This window comes from Bradyrhizobium genosp. P, from assembly GCF_049949265.1.
In the GTDB taxonomy this organism is placed as follows: domain Bacteria; phylum Pseudomonadota; class Alphaproteobacteria; order Rhizobiales; family Xanthobacteraceae; genus Bradyrhizobium.
In genome coordinates this window covers 6,460,779-6,473,308 of record NZ_CP188195.1, presented here as the reverse complement: position 1 = coordinate 6,473,308, position 12,530 = coordinate 6,460,779, and the positions used below count along the sequence as shown (strand labels likewise).

12 protein-coding genes are annotated in these 12,530 nt (G+C 65.6%); 6 read left to right on the top strand and 6 right to left on the bottom strand.

All coding sequences use genetic code 11. From position 1 onward, the window contains the following. The first annotated feature begins 275 nt into the window (after positions 1-275). Positions 276-2,093, top strand: coding sequence for a PAS domain-containing sensor histidine kinase (locus ACP2YO_RS31190; RefSeq protein WP_426434976.1), 1,818 nt, complete (start codon positions 276-278; stop codon positions 2,091-2,093). Next, complete coding sequence (locus ACP2YO_RS31185; protein WP_426434975.1) at positions 2,086-2,805, top strand: peptidoglycan-binding protein; 720 nt, start codon at positions 2,086-2,088, stop codon at positions 2,803-2,805. The genes ACP2YO_RS31190 and ACP2YO_RS31185 overlap by 8 nt, the downstream gene beginning before the upstream one ends. 9 nt (positions 2,806-2,814) lie before the next feature. Here the strand turns inward: ACP2YO_RS31185 and ACP2YO_RS31180 are convergent, their stop codons facing one another. Next, positions 2,815-4,458, bottom strand: coding sequence for an ankyrin repeat domain-containing protein (locus ACP2YO_RS31180; protein ID WP_426434974.1), 1,644 nt, complete (start codon positions 4,456-4,458; stop codon positions 2,815-2,817). 218 nt (positions 4,459-4,676) lie between these two features. Between ACP2YO_RS31180 and ACP2YO_RS31175 the strand changes: the two genes are divergently transcribed. Continuing rightward, positions 4,677-5,021, top strand: a complete 345-nt coding sequence (locus ACP2YO_RS31175; RefSeq protein WP_426434973.1) for a DUF1491 family protein — start codon at positions 4,677-4,679, stop codon at positions 5,019-5,021. Between the two features lie 3 nt (positions 5,022-5,024). Here ACP2YO_RS31175 and ACP2YO_RS31170 read toward each other — a convergent pair whose 3' ends face one another. Continuing rightward, positions 5,025-5,990, bottom strand: coding sequence for a DUF2336 domain-containing protein (locus ACP2YO_RS31170; RefSeq protein WP_426434972.1), 966 nt, complete (start codon positions 5,988-5,990; stop codon positions 5,025-5,027). A 260-nt stretch (positions 5,991-6,250) separates the two neighbouring features. Between ACP2YO_RS31170 and ACP2YO_RS31165 the strand changes: the two genes are divergently transcribed. Together ACP2YO_RS31165 and ACP2YO_RS31160 are read left to right on the top strand one after the other, a co-directional pair. Then, positions 6,251-6,445: a hypothetical protein gene (locus ACP2YO_RS31165; RefSeq protein ID WP_426434971.1), complete on the top strand. Its 195-nt coding sequence runs from the start codon at positions 6,251-6,253 to the stop codon at positions 6,443-6,445. Beyond that, positions 6,445-7,197 carry a hypothetical protein gene (locus ACP2YO_RS31160; protein WP_426434970.1) on the top strand — a complete coding sequence of 251 codons (753 nt, stop codon included), beginning with the start codon at positions 6,445-6,447 and terminating at the stop codon, positions 7,195-7,197. The genes ACP2YO_RS31165 and ACP2YO_RS31160 overlap by 1 nt, the downstream gene beginning before the upstream one ends. Here the strand turns inward: ACP2YO_RS31160 and ACP2YO_RS31155 are convergent. Beyond that, positions 7,194-8,063, bottom strand: a complete 870-nt coding sequence (locus ACP2YO_RS31155; protein ID WP_426434969.1) for a LysR family transcriptional regulator — start codon at positions 8,061-8,063, stop codon at positions 7,194-7,196. The two genes, ACP2YO_RS31160 and ACP2YO_RS31155, sit on opposite strands and share 4 nt — an antisense overlap. A gap of 86 nt (positions 8,064-8,149) precedes the next feature. Between ACP2YO_RS31155 and ACP2YO_RS31150 the strand changes: the two genes are divergently transcribed. Beyond that, positions 8,150-8,992: an MBL fold metallo-hydrolase gene (locus tag ACP2YO_RS31150; RefSeq protein ID WP_426434968.1), complete on the top strand. Its 843-nt coding sequence runs from the start codon at positions 8,150-8,152 to the stop codon at positions 8,990-8,992. Here the strand turns inward: ACP2YO_RS31150 and ACP2YO_RS31145 are convergent. The 3 genes from ACP2YO_RS31145 to ACP2YO_RS31135 are packed head-to-tail and all read right to left on the bottom strand — an operon-like array spanning position 8,989 to position 12,468. Further along, the gene (locus tag ACP2YO_RS31145) at positions 8,989-9,606 is read right to left on the bottom strand and encodes a DUF1254 domain-containing protein (protein WP_426434967.1); all 618 of its coding nucleotides are present in this window, start codon (positions 9,604-9,606) and stop codon (positions 8,989-8,991) included. The two genes, ACP2YO_RS31150 and ACP2YO_RS31145, sit on opposite strands and share 4 nt — an antisense overlap. Continuing rightward, entirely contained in the window at positions 9,603-10,181 is a 579-nt protein-coding gene (locus tag ACP2YO_RS31140) for a DUF1214 domain-containing protein (protein ID WP_426434966.1), read from the bottom strand. Before ACP2YO_RS31140 ends, ACP2YO_RS31145 begins: the two co-directional genes overlap by 4 nt. Position 10,182: 1 nt before the next feature. Then, a complete protein-coding gene (locus ACP2YO_RS31135) occupies positions 10,183-12,468 on the bottom strand; it encodes a transglycosylase domain-containing protein (RefSeq protein ID WP_426434965.1) in 2,286 nt (761 codons plus the stop codon). Positions 12,469-12,530 lie beyond the last annotated feature (62 nt).

Genomic DNA, 12,530 nt, shown 5'->3' with positions numbered 1-12,530 from the left:
ATTTTCGATTGATGGCGTCTCGACGATCCAGATTCGCGGTGTGCTCCACGTCCACCATTTCGAAACCATAGATCATGACATCCGGAAACCTGCCGTTCACCATCCCCGACAAATGGCCGGCGGATAACGCGCCAAAGCTTCGCGAATGCACGGTGTTTGGTGGCGGGCGGCCGGGCCTTAGCGTTCGCTTAAGTTCGCTCTGACACGTTGGCCCGCAACCACCAAGGAGGCGTTCCGGCGCGTCTGTCTGACGATCAAGCCGAGGCGCGAGTGCTGTGAGTGTTTTGAGTTTGATCCGCGACTGCCTCGATGCGCTGCTGCATCCATCGGCGCGCTATGATGCGCTGACGCGTGCACGCCATCGCGCCTTCATGGCGCCACGGCTGCTCGGCAGCCTGGCGGCGTTCGCGGCCTTCCCGGCCTATCTCGCGATGCGCGGCGCGCCCTCGGCGATCGAGGCCGCGGCGTTCGCCTGGCTGACCGCACCGATCCTGCTGTCATGGTTTCTGTCGCGCACCGGCCGCTATGATGGCGCGCATGTGCTGTCGTCGCTGGCGCTCGCCGGTCTGGTGATGACGATTGCAGCGACGACCGGTGGAATAGCCTCCTTCGCGGCCGTATGGCTCGTGGTGATTCCGATCGAGGCGGCATTGTCGGCTTCAAGGCGCGTGGTGGCATTCGCGTTCGCGCTAGCGATGGTCTGTGCGGCGCTGCTAACCGTGCTCGGATTCTATCACGTGCTGCCGGCGGCCGACCCCGGCGTTGCGGGGAACGGGATGCTCGTCGGCTTCGGCGTGGTATCGGCGACGTTCTATGCGGCCGGGCTCGCCTTTGGCGCCGAGTCGCTGGCGCGCACCAGCGTGGCGCTGCTCTATGTCGAGGAAGAGCGCTATCGGCTGCTCGCGCACAATATGAGCGACGTGTTGTCGCGGCACAGCCGCAACGGCGCGGTGTGTTTCATTTCGCCGGCGGTTGAAATCATGCTGGGCGCACCGGCGTCGCGGCTGCTGGGCCACGGCCTGTTTGACCGCGTCCATGTCGCGGATCGGCCGGCCTATCTCACCGCGCTATCGGATGCCGCACGGGGCGGCGCGTCGTGCAGCGTCGAATTCCGCCTGCGCCGCGACACTGCGCGAGGCCAGACCGTCGCCGCTGATTTCATCTGGGCCGAGATGCGCTGCCGTCCGCTCGATCAGACCTCCGGCGAAGCCGAGGTCGTCGCCGTTATCCGTGACGTGACCGATCGCAAGGTGCAGGAACAGGCGCTGGAACTGGCGCGGACGGCCGCCGAACAGGCGGATGCGTCGAAGACGCGCTTCCTGGCCACCATGAGCCACGAATTGCGGACGCCGCTCAACGCGATTATCGGCTTCTCGGAGATGATCGCGCAGGAGGACGTCCTCGGGCTCGATGCCGCGCGCCGCAAGGAATATGCGCAGCTCATCAACGACTCCGGGCAGCACCTGCTGTCGGTGGTCAACGGCATCCTCGACATGTCGAAGATGGAGGCCGGCAATTTCGAGATTTCCCCGGAGCCGTTTGCACCGCGGCCAGCGCTGATCAATTGCTGTAACCTGCTGGCGCTCAAGGCGCGCGAGAACGGGGTCGATCTCATGACCCGCGTCCCCGATGAGCTGCCGGTCATGAACGGCGATCCACGCGCATTCAAGCAGATCGTGCTCAATCTTGTCTCCAATGCGATCAAGTTCACCGAGCGCGGCGGCACCGTGACCGCATCGGCGGCGATCGAGGGATCGCGGCTGATGCTGCGCGTCTCGGACACCGGTGTCGGCATTGCCGCCGACGACCTCAAGCGGATCGGCGATCCGTTCTTCCAGGCCGGCAAGACTTATCAGCGCCGGCACGAGGGTACGGGTCTCGGCCTCTCGATCGTGAAGGGACTGGTCGGTCTCCATCATGGCGAGCTGAACGTGGAGAGCAAGGTCGGCGAGGGCACCATCGTGTCGGTCGCGCTGCCACTGGCGTTCACGCCGCCGGTAGAAGCCGAACCGGCCAGCAATGTCTCGACTCTGAAGCCGGCGTTGCGGTCCGGATTACAAGAGCAAGCTCATCAGGTGAAGAAAAGTGCCTAGACAGACTTTGGATGATGATGAAACGCCACGGCATCGCCGCGGCGCCAAGGCGGTGGCGATCGAGGCCGAGGCAGAACGCGGCCTCGTCCTGCGTGTGCTGTTGCACAGTCCGAAGGACATGGTCGCCGGTGTTCTGGCAGCGGCTGCCGTCATCGCCATCCTGACCAATGCCCTGTTCCTGCAAGCAGGCCGCCACCCGTCGCCGATGTTCGGTGGTTCCGTCGTCACGCTGCCTCCGCCGGCACCAGTCGCTGCGGTCACCAGCCCGATCCCGCGTCCGCGGCCAGTCGAAGCCGCCGCACGGCCAGCCGAGCCGGCCGTCATCGAGCCGCCGAAGCCGGTTGAGATCAAACCGGCGGAGACGAAGCCGGTCGAAGCCAAATCGGTTGAAACCAGATCGTCTGATCCCATGGCGAATCTGGTGTTGAAATCGACCGCGACCGCGCCAGTCGCCGCACCGTCCAACGTTTTGCGTCCGCCGGCGCCGATCCCCAACGCGAATTTGAATGCGGCCGGAAGAAAGATCGCGGCGGTCCAGCGCGCGCTGACCGAATATGGCTATGGCCAACTCAAGCCAACCGGCGCTATCGGAGTGGATACGCAGGCCGCGATTGCAAAGTTCGAGCGCGCGCGCAAGCTGCCGGTGACCGGCCAGATGTCCGACCGCCTGGTCCACGAGCTCACCGCGACGATCGGCCATCCGATCGACTAGGTCGGCCCCTCAAGCGGTGTCCCCGAGCAGGACCTCTCTGACGTCGTCGGAGAACGTCTTCTTGCGGCCTGCGACCAGGATCGTTTCCGGATCGTCGCGATCCGGAACGGCACGGGGCATGCCGTGGTCGAGCAAGGCTTGTGCGCAGCCGGCCCAATCTCCTCCCTCGACCGGCTCGTTGCAGGACGCCCAGGAGAGGGAGCCGGATGCGTTGTCGCCAAAACCGTGCTGCTCGGTCCATTGCGCGCCGTGCTCGAGCAGGAATCGCGTCAGCCCGGTATTGCCGCGGAACACGGCATGATTGAGCGCCGATGCATCCCAGTCGCCGCCGCGCGCCGTGATCGGCCAGCCAAGCCGGACCATCAGCCGCACTCCGGCATCGTCACCCGCCGCAGCGAGCTCTGGAAGCAAACGCAACTGCTGCGCTGACAGTGCGCCCGGAAGGTCGGGCCGTTCGGCCTGGATGCGGCGCGCTTCGCGTTCGTTACCGCTGGCGCAAGCGGCGACGAACCGCTCGTCGTCGGGAAGCGGCTCGGCACCGATCCGCTGACGCAGCAGGTCGGCCACGTCGGTCAGCCCGAATTGCAGCGCGAACCTGTAAGCGCTGAGGCCGCCGGGTGTCGTGATATGTGGATCGGCTCCGGCGTCAAGCAATGTCGCGATGCAGCGAGGTGACCGTCGCCGCCGGATCGCCCACATCAGGGGCGAGCCACAATCGGTCAAGGGCGCGTTGCCGGCGGGTTCGTTTGGATCTCCGCCGTGCCGGAGCAGCAATTCAAGCGCGGCCACGTTCTCGTCGTCGAGAACCTTGTACATCGCATTGGTGCCCGCGATGCGCGCGCCATGCTCGAGCAGAAGGCCTGTGGTCACGGAGGCTTCCAGCGAGTGGTACAGCGATTCATTGTCGTTCGGATTGGCACCCGCCTCGAGCAGCAGCTTCGTCAGCTCCGGGTCGTGATTGCGCCCTGCCGCTCCATAGAGCGCTGACAGAGGCCAGCGATCGTCGGGCTCGCTGAGCGATCCCGGCGACCAGCGGCTGCTGATATGCTGATCGGGATCGGCGCCGGCCTGCAGCAGGATGCGCGCACAGTGATGCAGGCGCGCGCGGAATTCCGGAATCTGCAGCAGGCTTGAATGTGTGACGGCCACCAGTGGTGGCAATTTCAGCGGGCCGCCCGGCCGGTTGACCCAAGCAGGATCGTTCGCTGCCGCGTGTCGCACCACGTCTTCGTCGCCAATCGCGCAGGCGAGATAGGGATTATCAGCGGCGAACTCGGGATCTTCGGCGAGCATCCTCGCGGCCACGCGCGGATTGGCGCGATTGACAGTGCCGTCGACGTCGCCCGCGTAGACCAGCTGGAGCAAACGCAGCACGCGATCGGCCCTGGTCTTGCCGGGAGGTGATTGCGCCTCGACGTAGCGCTGCAAATCCTGCCATGAGGCGAAACCGAGATCGCGCGCCACGCAGGACTGCGCGTCGTGAAGCCGGAGATTGAGCGCGGTGATATCGGCATCGCTGCGCCCCGCCGCCGCCGGCAGCGCATGCCGGAAACGAGCAAGCGCCTCCGGGGCCTGTCGCCGATAGAGGCGAATCAGCTCCTTGGCCTGCTTCTTCAGATGTTCAAGATTCAATCGCGCGGGCGATCGGTCCATGGAAAACCTCCGTGCATGGATCGCCGATGGTCCACAATACCGGCTGCACAAAGGCTCGATTGGCCGCTCAGTCGCCGCAAGTGGGTTCGACCCTTCCCGTGGACCCGGGCGCGGCTTGCACCGCGACCCCAAGATATGGGCGGCCGGGGCGGCGGTCAACCGGCGGGGTTGCCGTCGACGATTGGACGGGGCTGTGCTGCTGGCCTATAGGATCGCGCATGCGATTGAAGTCGAGCATTTGGGTGGCTGCCTATCTGCGCCGCTGCCAGACTGAGGGTGTCTTCGGCGCCATCTCCAAGAGGGGCGCGGAGGAAGCCGGTGCCGTTTTCGTCAAGGTGGCGCTGATGGACGGCAACGCGATGCTCTATGCGCCCGCACCACAGACCGTCTATGACGACAGCCGGCCTGCGGAGCGGCTGTTCGTGCCGATCGCAGCGCAGCCGGTGTCCGAGCGGTCCGTCGACGAGCGATTGGCCAAGGAAGTCCGCTTCGATCCCGACGCATGGATCGTCGAGACCGAGGACCGCGCCGGGCGGCATTTTCTCGACCTCGCGAAAAGCTAGATTTTAGGATTTCTGGTTGCGGACGACAGACGCACTGCCGGGTTGCACGGCCGGCCGGGTCTGCGACGGGGCCGCACGCATGCGCTGACGCTCGTCGTCGTAAAGCGAGGAACGGAATTTGGCGCGCGCCACCGCCATGGTCGAGCCGCGCCACGCCGCCAGCATCACGAGCGCCGAGCGCTCGCTCAGGCGATCATAGAGCCGCGACAGACGATAGACATAATCGATCGACGCCCCCGCTTCCGGATTGAGGAACATCAGGATCCGCTGGAACGCGGCCCCCGACACGTCGAGAGCTCGCATCGCGCAGGCGAGCGCCTCGCCACTCGCATCGTCCACGACCTGTGCCGCGATCCGCGATGGCAGGATCAGTGCGTCTCCGAGTTCGAGCGTGAAGTTCTCGACGTCCTCGGCAAAGGCAGCCATCTCGAGAATATGGATCGCTCGTGCGGCGCGAGCGGCGGGAATCCGCGCGGCGGCCTTTAGCGGCGTGTCGTGCAGGTTGCGCAGGATCTGCGCGCGCTCGCTGACGTTGGCGGCAAAGAACATGTCGGAAATTTCGGCGGCATCATTCGGCCGCATCGAGAGGCTTGCCGCCATCCTCAGCTCCGCCTCCGTCGGTATCCTCGCCGGCGGCGCGGGCGGCGCGAGTGCGGGAATCGGAGCGGCAGCCGGCACCGGCTGGCCGGGATCGGCACGCCGCAGCCCGAGCTTGTGCAGGATCTTGACCGGTGTTGCCGGATAGATCGCCAGTCGGGCACGCACTGCGGCGCGTGTGGCGTCATCGACTTCATCGATCAGGCGGGATGTCAGCTCGACGAACTGCCGCTCCTCGTCGGCGGAGTGGGCGCTTGCCTGCACATAGAGGTCGGTCAGCACGCGCAGCAAGGTGGGGCGGATGTCGACGCCCTCGCGACGCGAGAGTGTCATCAGCCCATCGAAACCTGGAAATAGTGGAACTGCGCTCATCTCTGGCGTGTACGCGACTTGGATATCGTTTCGAGTTTGCAAAACCTTGTGCAAGCGAGCCTATGCGGACTGCTTTAAGACCTGGTTAAGGAAAACAACCTCTGAAGGCGAACGCGCGATTTTACGTGTCAAATAAGGCACAGCGCCACATCCGTAACCGTCCGTGTCGGCGGATTAAGATGTCATTAACCATACGCGTTCTTAACTCGCGGCGTCGCAGGGCAAATCATGTCCCGTGCGGGGGCCAGAGAGAACGGAACATGGGCACCATCGTTGAATTCCCGGCGGATGCGGCTACGCGGCGGCCGAGGATGATGGAGGCCGCAGGCGAAGGCATGGGGACCGTGCTGATCCTTCCCGTGGTTCGGATCGAACGCACAGCCGAGGAAACCGGCGGTGGTCGTGGACCGGAAGAGGGGACTGCACCGGGCCGCCGTCGTCGTCGGCGCTCCTGATGCGGATCGCTGATCGGCGGCCACTCCCGGCGCTGATATTGCTGTTGGCGGGCGCCGCGCTTGGCGGCTGCAGCGGTGGCGATTTCGGCCGCACCAACAGCTTCTTTCGCAACGACGATATGCATCGCTGGCTTGGCGCCGAGGCGACCGGCAGCGTCGGCATGAAGGCGTCGCAGTTCCAGCTCACCGACAACGAGCGGCAGCTGCGTGATCTTGCCTACCAGTTCACCGAGCCGCCGCTTTCGCGCCCGGCGTGGAAGAGCGTGTTCGGCGACTACCAGACGCTGCCGTCGCCGTGGCGCCGGAAGGTGGTATTCGACCGCACGGCCTATGGCCGCAATCTGATCGACGAGCCGCATCGCTCGTTCGCGTCGCGTTACTCACTCCTGATCGATCACGTCCGCGACGACATCACTCGCTTCGAGCCGTTCTTCGCCACGGCGATCCAGGTGATTGAGTTGGATCGGAAGCGTAACGCCGCCCTCAACATGGTCTCGAGCCTGTCGCCGCGCGAGCGCACCGACGCGACCGCGCGCATGGAAGAGAACACGCTGATCGTGCAGTGGGTTCAGGAGAGCCTGGAGCGGCGGATCTCGTCGTATCGCTGGGCGCTGGAGCGGCTGGTGATCCAGGCGCCCGACGGTATGGCGGCGGACGCCGACCGCCAGATCGGCGAGCTCGCCCGGCTCACGGCCAATCCGCCGGTTGCGGCTGCGCCGGTCATCGGGCGCGCCGTGGTGTCGAAGGGCTAAGCCCGCTTCGCTTTCCTGGCCACCGGTCGAGCGCCGCCGGCTTTCGCCTGTTGCCGCGGCAAACTCGCGATGAACTGCTTCAGCGCGTCTGACGGCGGGCGGCCCGAGGGATAGGCAAGCCCGACCTGGCGCGTCACATCGATCTCGATCGCGCGCACCGCGACATCAGGATTGCCGCGCGCCACTCCTTCGGGGACGATCGCTGCTCCGACCCCGGCCGCAACCAGCGCCATCGCCCAATCCTCCGATTCCGCGATCGCCGCCGGCTTGCGCGGCGGCGCCGCGCGCCGGAAGAATTCCTGCTGCTCACAGTGGCAGCGATCGATCATCGGCACGCCGGCGAAGTCGGAGGTCCGAAGCATGTCCTTCAGCGTGAGCGGATGTGACGGCGGCAACGCCGCCACGTAACGCTCGGTCCACAGCGGGATGAAATGTTCGTCGGCGCCGGCGATGGTCTTCGAGACGATCCGCGCATCGGCCTTCTCGTTGGTCCCAACCAGCCGCAACGCGAGATCGGTGTTGCCGGTCAGCGGCTTCAGCAGTGCAATCGTTCGCGCCTGATCGAGCGTGCGCATCAGGCCGAGCGTCAGTGTGCTTTGCATTGCGGGCTTGCGGAACAGGTTCCGGGCGGCATCCGCCTCGTCAATGATGCGGCGTGCGACGGTGTGGAATTGCTCGGCGGATTCGGTCGGCGCCATGCCCTTCTTGTGCCGGATGAACAGCGTGGTGCCGAGCTCGGTTTCGAGATGGGCGATCGCCGCGGAGATCGACGGCTGCGAGATGAAGCAGCGTTTGGCCGCGGCGGTCAGGTTGCGCTCCCTGTACACCGCCGCGAAATAGCGGAGTTCGCGGATATCCATCGGCATTCCCTATCGAGGAGATAGATAGACAATATTTTACCTATGGAAAAGCAGATGGCAAGCCATGCGCCGGCATCAGCAGAGGGTTTGTCATGCGCATCCACCATCTCAACACCGGCACGATGTGTCCGATCGGAAAGCGGCTCGTGAACGGCTCCGGCAGCATCTTCCAGCGGGCACGAATGGTCTGTCACTGCCTGCTGGTCGAAAGCAATGACGGCCTCGTGCTGGTCGACACCGGCATCGGGCTCGGCGATATCGCCGATCCGCCGCGGCTGGGGCGCAAATGGGTGCGCCAGACCACCCCAAAGCTCGATCCGGCCGAGACCGCGGTCCGGCAGATCAAGGCATTGGGCTTCTCTCCCGATGATGTGCGTCATCTGTTGCTGACGCACCTCGATCGCGATCATGCCGGTGGCGTGCCGGACTTTCCAAAGGCCAAGGTCCACGTCCATCGCAAGGAGTACGTCATGGCGGTGACGCATCAGATTGCGCCGCCGGAGGGCCGCTACATCACGGCGCAGTGGAAGCATGGGCCGGACTGGGCGTTCTATGGCAACGGCGGCGAGAACTGGTTCGGCTTCGAAGGCGTGCGCGCGCTCGGCGACCGCGAGGCGGACATCCTGATGATCCCGCTGCCGGGGCATACGATCGGCCATTGCGGGATCGCGGTGCGCGACAAGGGCAAGTGGCTGCTTCACGCCGGCGATGCCTATTTCCATCACGCCCAGCTCGACGCCAGGCCGCGGATCCCGCTGGTGCTCGGCCTGTTCCAGCGCTGCGCCGATATGGATCGCGCGACCCGGATCCGTAACCAGGAGCGGCTGCGGGCGTTGAAGGCGGCGCATGGCGACACCATCACGATCGTCAACAGCCACGACCCCGTCGACTACGACACCTGCCGCTGCGGCAGGCTAAGGGCAGCCGCCGCCTAGCGCTTGCGGGCCGGAGGCGGCGGCGGCGCAGGCGCAGGTTGAGGCGGCGGCTCGTTGGCCACCGCCGGTTCGGTCTGCACCTTGCAGCTCGAGGCAGCCAGGGAGGCCTGCGCCTGCGGCATCAGGCCGGGCTCCGCCGCCAGCGCCTTCAGAAGGATCAGGCCTGTCGTCGTCGGCGAGTCGATGATCAGCCGGTCGGCGGCGGTGACGTCCTCGTCTTCCGGCAGATCGTCGTGCTGCGCCTCCGTCATCAGGTCGAGCTCGATCACCTTCTTGCCGGCGGAGCGGTCGTTGATGGCGTAATAGGCAACCTCGTTGCGGGTGTAGAACGAGACCGAGGTATAGGACTGGCTGACCGGGACGGTGAGCTTGATCGGCCCGGTCGACAGATCGTAGCGGCAGATCGCCACCGCGAACGCCGGGTCCATCAGCGGCATCGGCGAATTGTTCGGATCGGCCAGCGGCAGCTGCGTCACCTCGTTGAGCTTGGTCATCGGCGTCAGCCGCGAATAGGCATCCTGCGAGGCGATGCGCGGCAACGCCAGCACGCTGACGAGATGCACCACGCCGCCGAGCAGCACGCCTGCGATAATGGCGAACAGCACCCGGATCATGGGCAGCCCACCGTCGATACTGCGGGCATCGGCGCGTCACGCTGGGTGCGGGTCGCGACGCCAACCGGCGTGTCGTAGAGCCGCAGCATCAGTGCGTAGCGCTCGATGCCGCCGGTCGGCAGCCAGTTGCCGGCGCGCGAGCGTGAGGCGATATGGATCTCGAAGATGCCGTCGGAGCCGCGGATGATCTCCTGGCTGGTGAAGCCGTAGCGCTGCAGCGAGTTCGCGACCAGGCGGCCCTTGCGGTCGAACAGCGTCAGCGTCCAGAACCGCGCCGCCGGCGTCACGCCGCTGACGACGACGTCGCAGCGGCCGTCGAGCGGCCTGTTCTTGTCGTCGGTGGTGGTCGAGAATGCGATGCCGTCGCCGGTGCCGATCGGCAGCTCGCCGCTGCGGGCGATCGTGGCACGCGAATAGGGGTCGACGTCGGAGGTGCCGCTCTTCGGCCGCGCGGTCCAGGCGCCGATCTTCAGGGTGCCGATATCGGTGCCGCGCGTCGCCGTCGCGTAGGTCAGGCCGAGCCCGACTGCGGTGGCGATGATCAGCGCCAGCAAGGTGGTGAGGATCAGCCGCACGTCAGTTCTTGCGTGGCACGGTCGCTGTCGTGCCGTCCGGTCCGGCCGCGGCGACATAATTGTCGGGGAAGGCCAGCGCGCTTGACGACTCCGGCTTCGTGCTTTTGACCGGCTCGTTCAGCGTGGTCTTGCCGGTGGTTTTGGCGGCGTCGTCGAGCAGTTTCTCGACCCGCACCAGGATATCCGCGCCGCGCTTGGTCAGCACCGGCGGCGGACCCGGCTTGGTTTCCAGCACCCTCGGCGCCGCATTCGCCGCAACACCGGCCTGTGCCGGTTGCGGCAGCTTCTGGCCCATGCCGACACCCGACAATTCCTTGACTTCCACACCCTGATGCGCGGCGACCATGATGTCGTGCCAGGTCTGCGCCGGCAACGAACCGCCGGTCATGCGGTTGGTCGGCGAATAGTCGTCATTGCCGTACCACACCGCGCAGGTGAAGTTGCCGGTGTAGCCGACGAACCAGGCGTCACGATAGGCATTGGTGGTGCCGGTCTTGCCGGCCGTCGGAATGCCGTCGAGCGCCGCGCGCCGCGCGGTGCCTTCGCTTACGACGTGGCTCATCATGCCTGCCATGTCGGCGGCGATATTTGCCGGAATGGCTTGCCGCGGCTTGGGGCCGTCGCGGTCCCAGCGCCACACCAAATCGCCGGAGCCGGTACGCACTTCGAGCACCGAATGCGGCGTCACCGCCTTGCCGCGGTTGGGGAAGGTCGCATAGGCGACGGCGTGCTCGACCACGGTGACCTCATCGGAGCCGATCGGCAGCGACGGCGTATCAGGCAGCGGCGCCGTGATGCCAAAGCGCCGCGCGACCTCGATGATCTTGGCGCGGCCGGCCTTCGGGCCGCCAATGTTCTTGCCGAGCTCGATCGAAAGCTTCACGGGGATGACGTTGATCGAGTGCGTGATCGCCTGCGTCAGCGTGACCAGGCCGGAGTAGGAGTGGCCATAGTTCTGCGGACACCAATTGCCGATGCAGACCGGGCCATCGACGATCTTCGAATTCGGCGTGAAGCCGTTCAGCAGCGCCGTGGTGTAGACATAGGGCTTGAACGACGAGCCGGGCTGGCGATAGGCGTCGACGGCGCGATTGAACTGGCTTGCGCCATAGTCGCGTCCGCCGACCATGGCGCGGATGCCGCCGTCGAGATCGGACACCACGGTTGCCGCCTGCGTCGCGTGATAATCCCGACCGAACTGGCGGAGCTGGTTCTCGATCGCGTCCTCGGCGGCGTGCTGCACGTTCATGTCGATCGCGGTGCGGACCACGAACACACGTTCGTTGTAGGACTTCGGGAAGGTGTCGACGAGCTTGCGCATCTCGTCGAAGGCATAGTCGAGATAGTAGTTCGGCGAGTTCTCGTCGCGCCGGTCGACGGCGACCGCGGGATTGCGGCGGGCGCCGAACACCTGGCCCTCGGTCATGAAACCGGCATCGACTAGATTGTCGAGCACGACGTTGGCGCGCGCGCGGGCGGCGGGCAGGTTGATATGCGGGGCGTATTTGGTCGGCGCCTTGAACAGGCCGGCCAGCATCGCGGCTTCCGCGAGGTTCACGTCGCGCACCGACTTGTTGAAGTAGAAGTGCGCGGCGCCGTCGACGCCGAAGGTGCCGCCGCCCATATAGGCGCGGTCGAGATAGAGCTTCAGGATCTCGTTCTTGGTGAGGCGCGTCTCCAGCCAGATCGCGAGGAAAGCTTCCTTCACCTTGCGTTCGATGGTGCGCTCGTTGTTCAGGAACAGATTCTTGGCGAGCTGCTGGGTGATTGACGAACCGCCCTGGCGGACGCCGCCGGCCTGCGCGTTGGTGACGAGCGCGCGGGCGAGGCCCGGAATGTCGATGCCGAAATGGTCGTAGAAGCGGCGGTCCTCGGTCGCGAGCGTCGCCTTGATCAGATTGTCCGGAAAGTCTTCCAGCGGAATCGAGTCGTTGTGCTTGATGCCGCGGCTGCCGATCGGGTTGCCGTAGCGATCGAGGAAGGTCACCGCGAGGTCGGATTTCTTCAGCCAGTCCTCGTCGGCGGTCTCGCGAAAGGCGGGGATCGCCAGCGTCAGCATCAGGATCATGCCGCCGAGTCCGATCGTGGCGGCCTCCGACAGCGGCTCGATGAAAACCCAGCGTTTCCAGCGGCCGACATAGAAGCGGTCCATGAAGGTGGAATAGCGCTCATAGAGCTCGCGCAGGCCCTTGCCCGACGAAAACAGCGTCGAGTTGATACGCGCATCGAGGTCCAGAAAGAAGTTCCGGACGTTTCGTATCCAATGCGGCGGTAGGATTTGGCGCACTTGGGGTCTTACCTGGGCCCTTGATCAGTTCGACAGCGCTGCAAGCGCCCTAACGGGCACCG